This window comes from Streptococcus sp. FSL R7-0212 (assembly GCF_038007985.1).
Classification (GTDB): domain Bacteria; phylum Bacillota; class Bacilli; order Lactobacillales; family Streptococcaceae; genus Streptococcus; species Streptococcus parauberis.
Genome location: NZ_JBBOYF010000001.1, coordinates 1,800,684 through 1,816,364, shown reverse-complemented (window position 1 = coordinate 1,816,364; position 15,681 = coordinate 1,800,684). Strand labels below are relative to the sequence as shown.

General features: G+C 37.1%; 19 protein-coding genes. 8 read left to right on the top strand and 11 right to left on the bottom strand.

The features are described 5' to 3' along the window. Nucleotide 1: 1 nt before the first annotated feature. From MKY69_RS09175 to MKY69_RS09165, 3 genes are read left to right on the top strand one after another with little or no spacing between them, the layout of a single operon-like run. Complete coding sequence (locus MKY69_RS09175) at nt 2–1,033, top strand: ABC transporter permease (RefSeq protein WP_004347296.1); 1,032 nt, start codon at nt 2–4, stop codon at nt 1,031–1,033. A gap of 14 nt (nt 1,034–1,047) precedes the next feature. Then, a complete protein-coding gene (locus tag MKY69_RS09170; RefSeq protein WP_003103717.1) occupies nt 1,048–2,091 on the top strand; it encodes an ABC transporter ATP-binding protein in 1,044 nt (347 codons plus the stop codon). After that, entirely contained in the window at nt 2,091–3,026 is a 936-nt protein-coding gene (locus MKY69_RS09165) for an ABC transporter ATP-binding protein (RefSeq protein WP_003105521.1), read from the top strand. Before MKY69_RS09170 ends, MKY69_RS09165 begins: the two co-directional genes overlap by 1 nt. A 65-nt stretch (nt 3,027–3,091) precedes the next feature. Here MKY69_RS09165 and rnjA read toward each other — a convergent pair whose 3' ends face one another. Further along, nucleotides 3,092–4,774 (bottom strand): ribonuclease J1, encoded by a 1,683-nt coding sequence (gene rnjA / locus MKY69_RS09160; protein WP_003107714.1) that lies wholly within the window; start codon nt 4,772–4,774, stop codon nt 3,092–3,094. A 1-nt stretch (nt 4,775) separates the two neighbouring features. Beyond that, complete coding sequence (locus tag MKY69_RS09155) at nt 4,776–5,006, bottom strand: DNA-dependent RNA polymerase subunit epsilon (protein WP_003102975.1); 231 nt, start codon at nt 5,004–5,006, stop codon at nt 4,776–4,778. 272 nt (nt 5,007–5,278) lie between these two features. On the opposite strand from MKY69_RS09155, the gene tsaB reads away from it, so the two are divergent. The 3 genes from tsaB to tsaD are packed head-to-tail and all read left to right on the top strand — an operon-like array spanning nt 5,279 to nt 7,395. Beyond that, entirely contained in the window at nt 5,279–5,971 is a 693-nt protein-coding gene (gene tsaB / locus MKY69_RS09150; protein ID WP_340791606.1) for a tRNA (adenosine(37)-N6)-threonylcarbamoyltransferase complex dimerization subunit type 1 TsaB, read from the top strand. A 4-nt stretch (nt 5,972–5,975) separates the two neighbouring features. After that, nucleotides 5,976–6,392: a ribosomal protein S18-alanine N-acetyltransferase gene (gene rimI, locus MKY69_RS09145; protein WP_003105855.1), complete on the top strand. Its 417-nt coding sequence runs from the start codon at nt 5,976–5,978 to the stop codon at nt 6,390–6,392. Beyond that, nucleotides 6,382–7,395 carry a tRNA (adenosine(37)-N6)-threonylcarbamoyltransferase complex transferase subunit TsaD gene (gene tsaD, locus MKY69_RS09140; RefSeq protein WP_340791603.1) on the top strand — a complete coding sequence of 338 codons (1,014 nt, stop codon included), beginning with the start codon at nt 6,382–6,384 and terminating at the stop codon, nt 7,393–7,395. Before rimI ends, tsaD begins: the two co-directional genes overlap by 11 nt. Before the next feature lie 603 nt (nt 7,396–7,998). Here tsaD and rpsN read toward each other — a convergent pair. After that, nucleotides 7,999–8,268 (bottom strand): 30S ribosomal protein S14, encoded by a 270-nt coding sequence (gene rpsN / locus MKY69_RS09135; RefSeq protein ID WP_003102422.1) that lies wholly within the window; start codon nt 8,266–8,268, stop codon nt 7,999–8,001. 176 nt (nt 8,269–8,444) lie between these two features. Beyond that, the gene (locus tag MKY69_RS09130) at nt 8,445–9,617 is read right to left on the bottom strand and encodes a BaiN/RdsA family NAD(P)/FAD-dependent oxidoreductase (protein ID WP_003103366.1); all 1,173 of its coding nucleotides are present in this window, start codon (nt 9,615–9,617) and stop codon (nt 8,445–8,447) included. 347 nt (nt 9,618–9,964) lie between these two features. Between MKY69_RS09130 and MKY69_RS09125 the strand changes: the two genes are divergently transcribed. Next, nucleotides 9,965–10,486, top strand: a complete 522-nt coding sequence (locus tag MKY69_RS09125; RefSeq protein ID WP_003105729.1) for a DUF536 domain-containing protein — start codon at nt 9,965–9,967, stop codon at nt 10,484–10,486. Nucleotides 10,487–10,534: 48 nt separating this feature from the next. Further along, on the top strand, nt 10,535–11,131 hold the full coding sequence (locus tag MKY69_RS09120; RefSeq protein WP_003104702.1) for a 3'-5' exonuclease: 597 nt from the start codon (nt 10,535–10,537) through the stop codon (nt 11,129–11,131). Nucleotides 11,132–11,164: 33 nt separating this feature from the next. Here the strand turns inward: MKY69_RS09120 and MKY69_RS09115 are convergent, their stop codons facing one another. From MKY69_RS09115 to MKY69_RS09085, 7 genes are all read right to left on the bottom strand, one after another. After that, a complete protein-coding gene (locus MKY69_RS09115; RefSeq protein WP_037620069.1) occupies nt 11,165–11,464 on the bottom strand; it encodes a YbaB/EbfC family nucleoid-associated protein in 300 nt (99 codons plus the stop codon). A 77-nt stretch (nt 11,465–11,541) separates the two neighbouring features. Next, nucleotides 11,542–12,693, bottom strand: coding sequence for a site-specific integrase (locus MKY69_RS09110; protein WP_037592648.1), 1,152 nt, complete (start codon nt 12,691–12,693; stop codon nt 11,542–11,544). Beyond that, nucleotides 12,690–12,941 carry a DUF3173 family protein gene (locus MKY69_RS09105; RefSeq protein ID WP_247212094.1) on the bottom strand — a complete coding sequence of 84 codons (252 nt, stop codon included), beginning with the start codon at nt 12,939–12,941 and terminating at the stop codon, nt 12,690–12,692. The genes MKY69_RS09110 and MKY69_RS09105 overlap by 4 nt, the downstream gene beginning before the upstream one ends. Then, the gene (locus MKY69_RS09100; protein ID WP_340791590.1) at nt 12,934–13,512 is read right to left on the bottom strand and encodes a replication protein; all 579 of its coding nucleotides are present in this window, start codon (nt 13,510–13,512) and stop codon (nt 12,934–12,936) included. The genes MKY69_RS09105 and MKY69_RS09100 overlap by 8 nt, the downstream gene beginning before the upstream one ends. Before the next feature lie 141 nt (nt 13,513–13,653). Beyond that, entirely contained in the window at nt 13,654–14,277 is a 624-nt protein-coding gene (locus MKY69_RS09095) for a hypothetical protein (RefSeq protein WP_340791588.1), read from the bottom strand. Then, the gene (locus MKY69_RS09090) at nt 14,274–15,350 is read right to left on the bottom strand and encodes an AAA family ATPase (protein ID WP_340791909.1); all 1,077 of its coding nucleotides are present in this window, start codon (nt 15,348–15,350) and stop codon (nt 14,274–14,276) included. The genes MKY69_RS09095 and MKY69_RS09090 overlap by 4 nt, the downstream gene beginning before the upstream one ends. Continuing rightward, on the bottom strand, nt 15,350–15,664 hold the full coding sequence (locus tag MKY69_RS09085; protein WP_340791587.1) for a hypothetical protein: 315 nt from the start codon (nt 15,662–15,664) through the stop codon (nt 15,350–15,352). Before MKY69_RS09085 ends, MKY69_RS09090 begins: the two co-directional genes overlap by 1 nt. Nucleotides 15,665–15,681: the final 17 nt, after the last annotated feature.

Below are 15,681 nucleotides of genomic sequence, written 5' to 3'. Positions count from 1 at the left end.
CATGCTAGAAGAAAAGAAAACTTTTACTCTTGTCGGTGCAGGTAATTCTGACACACAAGAAAAAATTGAAAAGCCGGCATTGTCTTTCCTTGAGGATGCTTGGCGCAGATTAAAACACAACAAATTAGCTGTAGTAGCAATGGTCTTTTTAGCAAGTTTATTGATTTATGCTATAGGATCTAGTTTTATTGTTACTAAAAATGATGCAAACAGCTTTGATAGTAAACAAGTTAGTGTCTATCGTAACTTACCACCTAAACTTAGTTCATCATTGCCATTTTGGAATGGTAGCATTACATATGCTGGTAATACTGAAGCTAATGATGCTTATGCAGACCAAGGCGTTCCTGAGAATCAGAAATTCTTGTTGGGTACTGATAGCTTAGGTCGTAGTATTGGTAAGCGTATTACAGTTGGTATACGTATCTCATTATTAATTGCCATTGTAGCAACTATAATTGACTTAATCATCGGAGTAACCTATGGTTTAGTATCTGGTTTTACTGGTGGGAAAATCGATACAATTATGCAACGTATTATTGAGATTATTTCTTCAATTCCTAACTTGGTTATTGTAACCATGCTTGGACTTTTGCTTGGTAATGGTGTTATGTCAATTATTATATCGATCGCGATTGTTGGCTGGACCTCAATGGCTCGTCAGGTTCGGAACTTAACTCTCTCTTACCGTGAGCGTGATTTCGTACTTGCTTCTCGTGCACTTGGCGAAAGCAATTATAAAATAGCCTTCAAACATGTCTTGCCAAACATTTCTGGGATTATCATCGTTCAAATTATGATGACTGTTCCGAGTGCAATCATGTATGAATCAGTATTGTCAGCTATCAACCTTGGTGTTAAACCACCGACGGCTTCTCTTGGGTCATTGATCACAGATGCTCAGGAAAACTTACAATACTTCCCTTACCAAGTTATGCTTCCAGCTATGGCTTTGGTATTCATCTCACTTGCTTTCATTCTTTTAGGTGATGGCTTGCGCGACGCATTTGATCCAAAATCAAGTAACGACTAGGAGGAAAAATTAATATGACTAAAGAAAAAGTATTAAGTGTCAAAGACCTCCATGTTGATTTTAAAACATATGCTGGAGCTGTTAAGGCAATCCGTAATATCAATTTTGATTTATATAAAGGTGAGACACTAGCCATTGTTGGTGAATCAGGTTCTGGTAAATCCGTTACGACACGGACTTTGATGGGGCTAAACGCTAAGAATGCAAGTATCACTGGAGATATTGATTTCAAAGGTAAGAAATTAATTGAGCTTAATGAAGACGAATGGGTTAAAGTTCGTGGTAAAGAAATTGCCATGATTTTCCAAGATCCCATGACAAGTCTTGACCCTACAATGAAAATTGGCATGCAGATTGCAGAAGCGATTCTAATCCATGAAAATGTTTCTAAAAGTGAAGCTTTGGAACGTGCATTGAAATTGATGAATCAAGTTGGGATTCCAAATGCGGAAGAACATATCAATGATTATCCACATATGTGGTCTGGTGGTATGCGTCAACGTGCTGTCATTGCTATTGCACTTGCTGCAAATCCAGAAATTTTAATTGCTGACGAACCTACAACTGCCCTAGACGTAACAATTCAGAACCAAATTTTGAAATTGATGAAAGGTTTGCAATCACAAATTTCTTCATCAATTATCTTTATCACCCATGACCTTGGGGTTGTGGCTGGTATGGCTGATCGTGTAGCTGTCATGTATGCAGGTAAAATTGTTGAATATGGTACAGTAGATGAAGTTTTCTATAATCCACAACATCCCTACACATGGGGCCTTTTGAACTCTATGCCTACAACTGATACCGAAGAAGGAAGCCTTGAATCTATTCCAGGGACACCTCCTGACCTGTTGAATCCTCCAAAAGGAGATGCCTTTGCTGCTCGTAATGAGTATGCCTTAGATATCGACTTGGAAGAGGAACCTCCTATGTTTAAAGTTTCTGATACACATTACGCTGCAACATGGTTGTTAGATGAACGTGCACCACAAGTAACACCACCTGCACCAATTTTAAAACGTTGGGCTAAATGGAATAAGAAGAAAGGACAAATTTAATGACTGAAGAACGTAAAAAATTAGTTGAACTAAAAAACGTTTCTTTAACCTTTAATAAAGGGAAAAGCAACGAAGTCAAGGCCATTAATAATGTCAGTTTTGATATCTATGAAGGTGAAGTCTTTGGATTAGTTGGGGAATCAGGTTCTGGTAAAACAACAGTTGGCCGTGCTATCTTAAAACTTTATGAAATTACCGATGGCGAAATTATTTTCAATGGTGTAAATATCACTAAACTAAAAGGAAAAGAACTTCATAATTTCCGTAAAGATGCACAAATGATTTTCCAAGATCCACAAGCAAGTCTTAATGGACGGATGAAAATTAGAGACATCGTTGCTGAAGGACTAGATATTCATGGTTTAACTAAAACAAAGGAAGAACGTGAAGCTCGTGTTCAAGAACTACTTGACCGTGTTGGTTTGAATAAAGACCATGTGACTCGTTATCCACATGAATTTTCAGGAGGACAACGTCAACGTATTGGTATTGCCCGTGCCTTGGCTGTAAAACCCAAATTTATCATTGCTGATGAACCAATTTCTGCTTTGGACGTATCTATCCAAGCACAGGTTGTTAACTTGATGCAAAAATTACAAACTGAACGTGGTTTAACCTACTTGTTTATCGCCCATGATTTATCAATGGTTAAATACATTTCAGATCGTATTGGTGTTATGCACTGGGGTAAAATGTTAGAAATTGGGACATCTGAAGATGTTTATAATAACCCAATTCACCCATATACAAGAAGTCTCTTATCAGCTATTCCTGAACCAGACCCAGATTATGAACGCCAACGTGTTGCGGAAATTTATGATCCAAGTATTGAATTGGATGGAAAAGAACGTGAAATGCGTGAAATCACACCAGGTCACTTCGTATTTTCAACAGAAGAAGAAGCAGTAGCTTACAAAGCAAATTCAAATAAATAAAAAACAGCTTAGGCTGTTTTTTTATTGCTCAAACAAAAAAAGCCTGATTTCAATCAGGCTTCCAATTACTCTTCGTCTGGTATTAATACCATCGGAATAATAATTGGTTCACGTTCTGTTTTTTCATATAAGAATGGTCTTAAAGCATTAACAATTGCACCATTTACAGATTGGATGCTTGCTTCTTTATTTTTCAAAGCAATTCGAATTGCGTTAAATAAGACACGTTGGCTTTCTCGAATCAGATCGCCTGATTCACGCATATAGATAAATCCACGGCTGAGGATGTCTGGACCAGCTAAAATCATTTGTGACTTAAAGTCAACAGTCGCAACTGCTAAAACGACACCGTCTTCAGATAAATCACGACGGTCACGTAGAACAGCTGTGCCAATGTCACCAATACCATTACCATCAACATAGATATCTTGCGCATTGAAATGACCAGCACGACGTGCAGTATCACTTGTTAAGGCAAGAACATCACCATTTTCAAGAATAAAGATATTTTCTTTAGGAACACCAGTATCCATTGCTAAACCAGCATGGACTTTTTGCATCCGGTATTCACCATGAACAGGCATAAAGAATTTTGGTTTCATTAAACGGAGCATCAATTTTTGTTCTTGTTGACCACCGTGTCCTGAAGTATGGATGTTGTTTACTTTACCATGAATTACTTCAACACCAGCTTCCTGGATAGCGTTAATCAATTTATTAACACTAGTGGTGTTACCAGGAATTGGACTTGATGAGAAGATAACTGTATCACCTGGTTGAAGTGTAACCTGACGGTGCGTACCATTAGCAATACGTGCTAACGCAGCCATTGATTCACCCTGGCTACCAGTACACATAATCAAAACTTCATTAGCATGGTAATTTTTCAACTCATTTGGTTCAATAATTGTCCCTTTAGGAACATTGATATAACCAAGTTCAATCCCGTTTACAATCGCTTTTTCCATTGAACGTCCAAAGACTGCGATCTTACGACCAGTTTTAACAGCAGCTTCAGCAGCTTGTTGCAAACGGTAGATATTTGAAGCAAAAGAGGCGAAGATAATTCTTCCATGAATGCCTTCAATAATCTTCAGAATTGATTGACCAACGACTTTTTCTGAGTTAGTAAAAGTAGGAACTTCCGCATTTGTCGAATCTGACAAGAGACAAAGCACGCCATCTTCACCAAGCGCAGCCATCCGATGGATATCCGCAGGATCACCAACAGGCGTAAAGTCAAACTTAAAGTCACCAGTACAAACAACTTTCCCTTGAGGCGTATGAATAACAATCCCTAAAGGTTCTGGAATCGAGTGGGTTGTACGGAAGAAAGTCACGCTCAAGTTTTTAAAGGTTAACTCAGTATTGTGGTTGATTTCGTAAAGGGTTGTATCACGAAGCAAACCATGCTCTTCTAATTTTCCACGAATTAAGGCTAAAGCCAATGGCCCAGCATAAATTGGAACATTAGCCTGTTTAAGTAGGAATGGAATCCCACCAATATGGTCCTCATGGCCGTGCGTAATAACTAAAGCTTTAACACGGTCGAGATTGTCAACGATGTAAGAATAATCAGGGATTACATAATCAATCCCGAGAAGATCTTCTTCTGGAAATTTGATACCAGCATCAACAATGATAATCTCATCTTGATACTCAATGCCATATGTGTTTTTCCCGATTTCCCCTAGACCACCAATGGCGAAAACGCCGACTTCATTAGGTTTTAAATCGATATTTGACATATTACAACTCCGTTAATTCGAAAACACCAGTTTCTTTTTCATATTCTAGGTGTTTATCTGAAAGAAGTTCAATAAATTCAACGTTGTAACTTGTTTTTTCTTCAACAAGTTTACGGGTTTTAATGCGACCTTCTAGTTCTGTCTCAGCATCAATATCGATGTAGAGTGTTTGAGTGTTTTCCCGACGTGGGTTACGGTTCTTTGTTTCTTGATAGAAAACTTTAAAAATCATGTGTTAAAAATTCCTTTCCTAATGAATCAATTATCCAAACAATAAGAAATAAGACCATCTTAAAATGGTAACTAAGTATTATTGATTATTTGTGTAATAGATTAAACCTGATTCTTTGCAATTACTAAAATTATAACATAATATTAGCCGATAGTAAAAGCATTGACCGACGATTTTATAGAGTGAAACCCCTATCATATAGAGTTTTTTTGTTGGTCAGTCAATTTTATGATATAATTGGGAATAGAAATTCAATGAAGAAAGTGGATAAAATGAATATACTTGCATTTGACACGTCTAACAAAGCTCTATCAGTGGCTATTCTCGAGGATCAGGAGCTATTGGCAGAATCAACTTTAAATGTAAAGAAAAATCACAGTGTCAGCCTTATGCCTCATATCGAGTTTTTAATGGATTCTATAGAAATAGCCCCAGGCGACTTAGACCGTATCGTGGTGGCAGAAGGTCCAGGCTCATATACAGGATTACGAGTGGCGGTAGCCACAGCAAAAATGTTGGCCTACAGTTTAGCAATTGAACTAGTTGGCGTATCTTCACTCTATGCATTAGCTGCAACAGCTATGCAAAAAGATGCTTTAATTATTCCTTTAATTGATGCAAGACGTCGCAATGTTTATGCAGGATTTTACCAAAATAACCAATCTGCAAGACCTGACCAACATATTGCTATCTCGGAATTATTAGCAAGTTTAGACCCTAGCCAAAAAATTTGTTTTGTCGGCGAGGTTGAGGCCTTTGCAGAGGAAATAGCAGAAAAATTGCCAGATGCCAAGATTCAAGCGACACTACCATCAGCCTACCAAATTGGTAAAGTCGGTCAAATGATGGTACCAGTAGATGTCGATGCCTTTGTCCCAGAATACTTGAAAAAAGTTGAAGCTGAAGAAAATTGGTTGAAAACGCATCAAGCAGGTAATCAAGACAACTACATAAAACGGGTATAAGCTTATGCAAAAAGCGCAAAGCATTTATGCCATTCTAGACGATGCCTACCAGGGTCAATCGCCTTGGAATCTCAAGCAAATTGAAGCTGATTTAAGCTCGCCCAATAACGACTACTTCTTTGCTTACGACCAAGAGCAATTGATTGGCTTTCTCTCAGTCCAGCAATTAGTGGGTGAGTTAGAATTAACCAATATTGCAGTAAAAAGTCGATATCAAGGGAAAGGCATCGGAGCACAGCTAATGACACACCTCTTTGATTATGACTTGCCAATTTTTCTAGAGGTGCGTGCTTCTAATTCAGCAGCGCAAGCTCTATATAAGTCATGTGGCTTTGCTGCACTAGCCATTCGCAAAAACTATTATCATAATCCGGTGGAAGATGCCGTTGTAATGAAAAAAGAAGGAAGAAATGACAGATAGATACATTCTTGCGGTCGAAAGTTCTTGTGACGAGACAAGTGTCGCAATTCTTAAGAATGACCGAGAACTTTTAAGTAATATCATTGCCAGTCAGGTTGACAGCCATAAACGCTTTGGTGGCGTGGTGCCAGAAGTTGCCAGCCGTCACCATGTGGAAGTGGTAACGACCTGCTTTGAAGACGCTTTGCAGGAAGCTGGCATCACAGCTAAAGACCTATCAGCAGTTGCTGTAACCTATGGACCTGGGCTTGTTGGGGCGCTTTTGGTTGGAATAGCTGCTGCAAAAGTCTTTGCTTGGGCTAACCAACTCCCATTAATCCCAGTCAACCACATGGCAGGCCACCTGATGGCTGCGCGTGAGCAGAATGAACTGAGCTATCCGCTGATGGCATTACTGGTTTCCGGAGGGCACACAGAGTTAGTTTACGTGACAGAACCTGGTGCTTACCATATCGTCGGGGAAACTCGTGATGACGCAGTCGGCGAAGCATACGACAAAGTAGGCCGTGTCATGGGCTTAACATACCCAGCCGGGCGAGAAATTGACCAGTTAGCACACCAAGGTAAAGATACCTACAGCTTCCCAAGGGCGATGATTAAAGAAGACCATTTGGAATTTTCATTCTCAGGACTAAAATCAGCCTTTATCAATTTGCATCACAATGCTGAGCAAAAAGGGGAAGAGTTGGTCTTAGAAGACCTTTGTGCTTCTTTCCAAGCTGCCGTCCTTGATATCTTGATTGTCAAAACCAAGAAAGCCTTATCTAAGTATCCATCTAAAATGTTGGTTGTAGCAGGTGGCGTAGCAGCCAACCAAGGCTTACGTGAACGCCTAGCCACAGATATCACTGAAACAGAAGTGGTCATTCCACCACTAAGACTCTGTGGAGATAATGCCGGCATGATCGCCCTTGCCGCAGCTGTTGAGTACGACAAAGGTCACTTTGCCCAAATGGATCTCAACGCCAAACCAAGTTTAGCTTTTAGTTATTTAGAGAATTAAAGTAACAATTTACACCTCCTTAGAGAAACTAAGGGGGTATTTTCTTGATTAGATACTATCCTTTATTATAAATGAAAAGTGTAAAAATAAATTCAATTTGAATATATTAAAAGTGTTATTTGTACAAGTTATAGTCTGAAGAATTATTACCTTTAAGGACTGAAAATACTAGTTTACTTGTCTTTAAAGCAAGCAATAAATTAAGACAAATAATAAATAATGAATCATATTTTAGGCATAGAAAGACAACTTGATATCATAAATTATCTGAATTCTCCTTGTGAAATAAAATGAGAGAAACGCGCTGACTAATCATAAGGAAAAATATCAAGAAAGGTGAAGTTAAAGTCTTTGTCTTTTTAGTTGATTATTATTTCTGCATAAATGATAATTTCTCACATGGACAGGAGAGAGAAAAAAGTAATATATTATGCACAAACAAGATAGTTAAGAAAATAAATGTTTTCCAAGGATAATCAACTTTTGGTAAAAAAAGCCCGGCATCTTGGCATACCGGACTTAAAATGATAAATAATTGGCTTCTATGATTACCGAACAATGATAAATATCGGGGAAGATGACTTATCACTTAGGTGGTAAAGCTTACCAGCTAGCTTTTGTGATGCCAGGTAGTTGACCTTTGTGAGCTAGGTTACGGAAGTTAATACGGCTAACACCAAACTTACGCATATAAGCATGGGGACGACCATCAATTTGATCACGGTTTTTCAAACGGTTTGGGTTTGAATCGCGTGGCAATTTACGAAGGGCTTCATAATCGCCTTTAGCCTTAAGTTCACGACGAAGGTCAGCATACTGATCAATCAGTTGGAGCTGCTTCTGGTACTTAGCAATTTTTGATTTCTTTGCCATTGCTTTCTCCTTCTATATTCTTGTAATCATTGGGCTTATCAGACCCTGTTTCCTTAACTGGTACATAACCAGTTAAGGAAACATATAACTATTATACAACATCATTTTCAAAAATCAAGAAAATATGTAACTAGTTAAGCATTTTTAAAAAGTCTTGAATTTCAAGACTTTCTACATTAATAATGAGGGCTTCCTGCGACCCAGCCTGAACAGAGGGCGGAAGTGATGTTAAAACCACCTGTGTGGGCATTGATATCCAAAACTTCTCCGGCAAAGTGGAGTCCTGGGACTTGTTTGCTTTCTAAGGTTTTGGGATTGATTTCTTTCAAGTCAACACCGCCTTTGGTCACGAATGATTTAGCCAGTGACATTTTACCTGTGATGGGAATTGGCATTTTCTTGAGTTTATCCATAACTTCTTCCAATTCGTTTGGTGACAACTGTTTGACCTTCTCCGCGTAGCCAGTGGCAATAAATTCTGCCACCCGCTCTGGGACTAATCCTTTGAGGGCATTCTTTAGAGACTTATCTCTGTTATCCTCTAGGTAATGGACCAAGTCATCCTGAGTCATTTTGGGCAAAAAGTCCAGTGTAGCAATTTCCCCGCCGGAGACAAATGAAGACAGGCGAAGGGCAGCTGGTCCTGATAAACCAAAGTGGGTGAAGAGCAAATCGTGAGTGATCACGTGTTTGTCATAGGATAGTGTCACGTCGTCCAAGTCGATGCCTTGGAGCGCCTTGTGAGGGAAGTCAGTCAAGAGTGGACTTTCTGCTGCCTCTAATTCGGTGATGTTCAGCTTAAAATGTCTGGCAATCTCATGGCCAAAGCCGGTTGAGCCAGTTGAGGGATAAGATTTGCCACCCGTTGTTACAATTAATTTGTCACAGGTGAACTCTTCGTTAGCAGATTTGACGTGAAAGACATCATCAATTTTCTTAACGGAGATCACTTCTGTATTGGGTAAAATGTGACCACCTAAGGCTTGAATTTTCGCTTCCAAGGCACCGATGATTGTTCTTGATTTATCAGTGGTCGGGAACATTCGTCCATGGTCTTCTTCTTTTAAAGCAACGCCATTATCCTGGAAAAAAGCAATAATGTCATGGTTATCAAATTGCGAAAAGACACTATAAAGAAAGCGACCATTGCCTGGAATGCCAGCTAAGAGTTCTTCAAGTGTACCATTGTTAGTCACATTACAACGTCCGCCACCAGTTCCGGCCAGCTTCTTACCAAGGCGTTTGTTCTTTTCAATTAGCAGAGTTTTGTAGCCGTGATAGCTACTGGAAATGGCTGCCATCATTCCGGCTGGGCCACCCCCAATTACAATTGTTTCATACTTATTCATATCTTAATCATATCATAATGTGGCTGTAATTGTTACTAAAGTGACATCTGATTTTTGATAGGCAAAAAGGAGACAGATAAAATTTTTAAGGTTATAATAGAAGTAGTAAGAGAAGTCCATCGGTTTTTTCTTACCTAAAAATAGAATACAAAGATTGGAGGGTGTTTTCCTTGAAACCGACTGAAAACTGAAAGGAAGGTGATCCCGTTATCTCTGTCTTGGCCGTACAGTAAAACGGCTTTATTTTTATATCCAGAATACTCTAATAATATAGTGAAATTGACAGAATACTAGTATTATGTTACTATTCTTGTAAGAATATTCAGGAATATATTAAAGAGGAAAATATGGCAATAGAAAAGACAGTTAGTGAGCTAGCTGAAATTTTGGGAGTTAGCCGTCAGGCCGTTAATAATCGTGTAAAAGCTCTTCCAGATGAGGATCTTGATAAGAATGACAAGGGTGTCACTGTGGTTAAACGTAGTGGCCTTATTAAGTTGGAAGAAATTTATAAAAAAACTATTTTTGATGATGAGCCAATTAGTGAAGAAACTAAACAACGTGAATTGTTAGAAATATTAGTTGACGAAAAAAACACTGAGATCACTCGTCTTTATAACCAATTAAAAGCCAAAGATGACCAGTTAGCTGCTAAAGATGAACAAATGCACGTAAAAGACGTGCAGATTGCTGAAAAAGATAAACAATTAGATCAGCAACAACAATTAACTGCTAAAGCAATGGCAGACAAAGAAACTCTTAAGTTAGAACTTGAGGAAGCAAAAGCAGAAGTTGACGAAGCGCGTAGCCAAGTCGAAGACCAAACAGTTGGTAAAAAAGGCTTCTTTGCACGTCTTTTTGCTAAATAAATCATGAGTAATGCAAGGCCCAAATGGGCCTTTTTCTAAGGAGAAAAAATGGAAAATCTAGCAAACTATATTGCCTTTGATTTGGAATTTAACACCGTCGATGACAAAAGCCACCTAATTCAACTTTCAGCAATCAAGTGTCAAAATCACAAAGAAGTTGACAGCTTTGACACCTATGTTTACACCGTTGTGCCCTTACAAAGCTTTATCAATGGTTTAACAGGCATTACAGCGGATAAAATTGCTGGCGCTCCAAAGGTTGATCAGGTTATCTCGGACTTTACAAGTTTCGTTGGAGACCTATCCCTCATCGGTTATAATTCTCACAAGTCAGATCTGCCTATCTTGGCAGAAAATGGCTTGGACCTGACAAGCCAGTACAAAGTTGACCTCTATGACGAAGCTTTTGAACGACGTAGCACCGACTTAAACGGCATCGCCAATTTAAAACTAACGACAGTGGCGGACTTCCTAGGCATCAAAGGGCGTGGGCACAACAGCCTGGAAGACGCCCGAATGACGGCTCGTGTCTATGAAACTTTCTTGGAATTCGATGACAATAAGACTTATCTTGACCACCAAGAGGAGGAGAAGATGAGTTCGGGGGATAACCCTTTTGCAGCTTTAGGCGGATTATTTGATTAAAAAAGACTCTCTTTATTGAGAGTCTTTTGCTATTTAGAATGGCATTTTGCCAGCGAAGGCACCAAGTGTCTGTTTGGTTGCTTCTTCAATTTGCGTCATGGCATCATTGATGGCTTGTGTCGTCATATCAGACAAAGTTTCAATGTCTTCAGGATCTACAACAGTATCTTTAAAGTCAATAGAAACCAATTTCTTGTCACCAGTAAAAGTAGCCATCACCAAATCCTGAGCAGATTTACCAACAAACTCCATTGCTGCCAAATCAGCTTGCTTTTGTTCCATCTGTTTCTGAAGCTTTTGCGCTTGCTTCATCATGTTTTGCATATTCATCATAAGATTTCTAAGATTCCTTTCGTATCAAGGGTTTAGACCCTGTTGTTAATTTATAATTGCCTTACACTGCCTTATTGTTAAAAATTATCAAAAGCAGATGCAATCTCTTTTTGTTGTGTAGGAAATAAATGTGAGTATACATTTATTGTTGTGTTAATTGATGAGTGTCCCAGTCTTTTCATTAAAGTAAAGAAGATATAGTCCTTTCCCTCACCATTTCGAAGTCCCTCTGAAACTAAGAATGCTGCGTGAGAATGTCTAAAATCGTGATTACGAATTAATTTTAAATTTGGAGGTAATCTTTTTTTCAAAATCGTTCTGAAGTTTGAAACATTTGGTGTAGTTAACACTTGAGGTGTATTTTGAAAAATTTGTAAGCTCTCTAAATCTGTTGTGAAATTCCCAAGTAAATTTGCTTGGACATTTTTCCACTCTTCTAATTCTGTCACAAAAGAATCATGGATATAAATCCTTCTATTTGACTGAGTAGTTTTTACTGAACCAATATGTAACTCATTATTTCTAAAGTAAGCTGAATATTTAATATCAATATACTTTTCAACAAGATTGACATTATTCCAAGTTAATGCAAGAGCTTCCCCCATCCTTATGCCTGTATACATAAGAACTCTATATAATAATTGAAATGAATACTCATCCTCATTGAACAAACTATCAAATAGTTTAAATTGTTCAGGTGTATAAAAGCTCATTTCCTTATGTCTTTCAGGTAATCGACGTATACCAGAGCAGGGATTATCTTGCCTTAATTGATTGCTAATAGCGACTTCAAATAGTTTATGTATAAAAATCATTTGTTGATTGATATGACTATTTGAAAGTGTTCCGCCTTTTAAACTAGGTTGGGAACGTAACCAATCCCTATAATCTTTTATATCAAATATAGTAACTTTACTCATATCAGCTTTAGCAAAATAAGTTGAAACATATTGTCTAAAATAGGACTCTTGAGTGTCTATAGTTCCTCGTTTGTTTCCACGAATTTCATCTTCATATTTTACTAAACTATAAAGATAGTGAATTGATATTTTATCTTTATAGGATACTTGATGAAGTTTATTTAGACGATAGTCAGCTTCATATTGCTCAGCATCTCGCCTTGACTTAAAATCAGATTTTCTATGACGTCGCTGTTCCCCAGTTACAGGGTCATAACCATCACTTATATCCACCTTCCATTTTTTATTTTTTTGTCTAGTTACTGTCATAGAGACTCCTCTCTTTTTAAGACAGTATCTTTCTGTACGATATTTATTATATCATTTTCACTTGATAACTCAATTCCAAGAAGTTCTTCGATGGTCTTTAAAGGAACTTTTCCAACTCGTTTATTAGAGTACCAATCAAATCCCTGTGAAATTAGGTTTTGTTTAGCATCTCGGATAAGTTTTTTGGTTTGACTTTCAGATAATCCGGTTAATCTCATGATATCGGTTTTGTTTACTAATTTAATCATGGTATTTTCCCCCTTTATCATGACGTCTTGAGTCTAGATATTTTGCAAAGAAGTATGTCTTATCAATGATGAAACTCAGTAAAAAATAATCTTCTTGTCTAGCATAGTAAACTAATTTATTAAATTCTGTGAAGTTATATTCTTCAATTATGTCAATGACATTTGATAAAAACTTATCATTGTTGTTATTGATAAGAAATTTTTCTAGTTCAAAGCCGCAACCCGATTCAATATCCTCGAGACAATATAGTGTTTTTTCTGGATTTTCTGCATGAACAAAGTAATCATACATTCCTTTTGGAGACATTACAACTTCTACATGAGCTGGTGCATTTAACTTCTCAGTTAGTAATTCAGATACCTGAGAGTAACTTTTAAGAGAATCAAAGAATAGTGCTCCATGCTTGTGAGATTTCTTTAATTCACCGGTTTTTATATTAATATCCTGATCATGCCAAGGACTTAAAATAAAAGGGATATGTAGTGATTCTAAAATATCTAAATAATTACTAGGGACACTTTCTTTGTAAATCAAGAAAGCCCATTTATTAGAACGTTTATCTTTTACCATTAGTAACACCTCGTTAAAAAATTTGATTGTTGATTATTGATGTAATGGGGGGTCGTAGTAACCCCCATTACATTAATTAATTGTTTAGATAAAAGGCAGTACATATGGCATTCACTTTGTGAGCCATGTACTGCCTTTATGTTATCTTCTCGTTGCTTTGAATATAAGTTTATTTCTAACCCTAAAAGCTGAAGAGAAGAAGAAATTTGGGTTATTATTTGAAATCTCTTCTTTAATGAGGGATTCCATTTTTCTCAATAAAGATTGTGCTTGCTGACTTTGAGGATACTTGATGATTACAGTTACTGAATTATTTCGAACGTCAACAGTACATCTTGAAATTGCACTATTGAAAGTATTCAAAATTGGATTGAATTTTTCAATTTTTTGATGAAAATTAATGCTAGCTATAGATTTTGATTGTACTTCCTGTAACAAGAATTGATGTAATCTTATGGTTTGATAGACTGATTTAAAATAATTCCATATTGAATCCGAGATTAAACGATTGATGATTTCTAAAACGATTAAGAGTGTTGCTATTATAAGAAACGTCATAGATAATAATTTCAAAACATGTCCAAATTCACTAATTTTGCTATTTAGGTTTAACAAAAGAGTCTTTAAAAATGGGAATTCGTGATTATTATTTTTTCTCTCAATCAGATTAATAAATTGGCTGAAAATAAACCCGAAAAAACCTAAGTAAAGAAATCTTGTAATAATAAAATAAGTCATTTGAAAGAAAGTTTGTCTTCTAGTCATAAAATTCCTTTCTTAGTAAAGTAAGTGGGACACAATAATGGTAGAACTTGATAGGGATGTTCATTGTTAATAATTTGAACCAATCCTGTTCCTTTCCCAATCGGAATGACAATACCTTCAGGATCTAGGTCGGGAAATAAAAACTGCGTAGTTTTTTTATTGATATTTCCAATTTGAATAACCACATTTAGTTGTTCACGCACTGATACCGGAATCGAATTATGAGAAAAACGTTGTCCAACTAAGACCAGGTGTACTCTGGAAGAACGGCCGAGAAGGCTGAGTTGCCCAAGCAGAGAAAAGAATGAGTCTTTTATAGTATTGTTTACACCTTCAGAAAGAGCTAATATTTCATCAATTACTATGGTTAAATGATTAAAATTAGCATTAGGGTTATGATAAAGAATTTCTTGGCGCTCTTGTATAAGATTAAGACAAGAACTAAGATTTTCATTTATCTCAGAAACAAAGTCTGATTTTGAACGGTTTTTTTGAGGGTGTATGGCAGGAATATTATTCTCTCTTGCCCAACGAGAGGGTATGTCAAATTTAGGATCTACTATTATTAGCTCTGAAAAATTGTGCAATAGAGTTAAAAAATAGGTTAATACATAAGATTTTCCAGATCCACTATTTCCTGCAATTGCAATTGACGTGACTTTATTATAGTCAAGTGTCAAATTTTTCATGATTGGAATGTGATTTTCTTTCTGAGCCGCAGCAAAAATTTCCAAATCGGGAATAATTAGTCTTTCAGAAATACCTTCTTTCCAGGGGAAAAAGAGAGCACGTTGGACGTGAATATCATCCGTATCTAAAGGTATGAAATAAGCTGAGTTTTGTTTGAGAAGTGTGTATCGCGGATAAAGAGCCGCGTTTGCAATGAGAAAAATCTTCTGATAAAGATTATCGTCGATTATATATCCAGCTGGTAGTCGGGGGATAAATAAGAAACCATCACTTTTAACTTTGATGTCAAAGCTGTTAGTGTAACTAGTCTCTCCTTGTATAAGTGAGCCAAGTCCCATGTTAAGATTTTGCAAAAGGTATTGTGTTAGATCTTTATCAGTCATCATTTAATTACTTTAAGATTATTAGCGCGGAAGTATACATTATTGTTGACCTCACATGCTTCTAAGTGTTCAAGTTCTACCATTGACAAGAATGGGGGAAGTGAGATTACAGATTTAAATTTCACCTGAAATGGGGGTAAGCCTTCTTGCGAGAACCAAGCCTTGTAAGAGATAATTTCCCCAGTAGATTTCCCATCCTCAAATTTGATCTGCGGGATTAGTTCTGTACTCAAGCAAAAAATTGCTTTTTTTGAGTCAATATACTCATTTGCAGTATTGATAGAATATCCAGCTTTTCGATTGTGTGTTTTCATAAAATGCACCTCTAAAT

Coding starts and splice junctions, on each gene's coding strand:
- rimI (WP_003105855.1), top strand. CDS start 5,976: ATGCAAAAAGCGCAAAGCATTTATGCCATTCTAGACGATGCCTACCAG.
- MKY69_RS09175 (WP_004347296.1), top strand. CDS start 2: ATGCTAGAAGAAAAGAAAACTTTTACTCTTGTCGGTGCAGGTAATTCT.
- tsaD (WP_340791603.1), top strand. CDS start 6,382: ATGACAGATAGATACATTCTTGCGGTCGAAAGTTCTTGTGACGAGACA.
- MKY69_RS09130 (WP_003103366.1), bottom strand. CDS start 9,617: ATGAATAAGTATGAAACAATTGTAATTGGGGGTGGCCCAGCCGGAATG.
- MKY69_RS09155 (WP_003102975.1), bottom strand. CDS start 5,006: ATGATTTTTAAAGTTTTCTATCAAGAAACAAAGAACCGTAACCCACGT.
- MKY69_RS09085 (WP_340791587.1), bottom strand. CDS start 15,664: ATGAAAACACACAATCGAAAAGCTGGATATTCTATCAATACTGCAAAT.
- tsaB (WP_340791606.1), top strand. CDS start 5,279: ATGAATATACTTGCATTTGACACGTCTAACAAAGCTCTATCAGTGGCT.
- MKY69_RS09110 (WP_037592648.1), bottom strand. CDS start 12,693: ATGACAGTAACTAGACAAAAAAATAAAAAATGGAAGGTGGATATAAGT.
- MKY69_RS09125 (WP_003105729.1), top strand. CDS start 9,965: ATGGCAATAGAAAAGACAGTTAGTGAGCTAGCTGAAATTTTGGGAGTT.
- MKY69_RS09120 (WP_003104702.1), top strand. CDS start 10,535: ATGGAAAATCTAGCAAACTATATTGCCTTTGATTTGGAATTTAACACC.
- rnjA (WP_003107714.1), bottom strand. CDS start 4,774: ATGTCAAATATCGATTTAAAACCTAATGAAGTCGGCGTTTTCGCCATT.
- MKY69_RS09170 (WP_003103717.1), top strand. CDS start 1,048: ATGACTAAAGAAAAAGTATTAAGTGTCAAAGACCTCCATGTTGATTTT.
- MKY69_RS09165 (WP_003105521.1), top strand. CDS start 2,091: ATGACTGAAGAACGTAAAAAATTAGTTGAACTAAAAAACGTTTCTTTA.
- rpsN (WP_003102422.1), bottom strand. CDS start 8,268: ATGGCAAAGAAATCAAAAATTGCTAAGTACCAGAAGCAGCTCCAACTG.
- MKY69_RS09100 (WP_340791590.1), bottom strand. CDS start 13,512: ATGGTAAAAGATAAACGTTCTAATAAATGGGCTTTCTTGATTTACAAA.
- MKY69_RS09105 (WP_247212094.1), bottom strand. CDS start 12,941: ATGATTAAATTAGTAAACAAAACCGATATCATGAGATTAACCGGATTA.
- MKY69_RS09090 (WP_340791909.1), bottom strand. CDS start 15,350: ATGACTGATAAAGATCTAACACAATACCTTTTGCAAAATCTTAACATG.
- MKY69_RS09115 (WP_037620069.1), bottom strand. CDS start 11,464: ATGATGAATATGCAAAACATGATGAAGCAAGCGCAAAAGCTTCAGAAA.
- MKY69_RS09095 (WP_340791588.1), bottom strand. CDS start 14,277: ATGACTAGAAGACAAACTTTCTTTCAAATGACTTATTTTATTATTACA.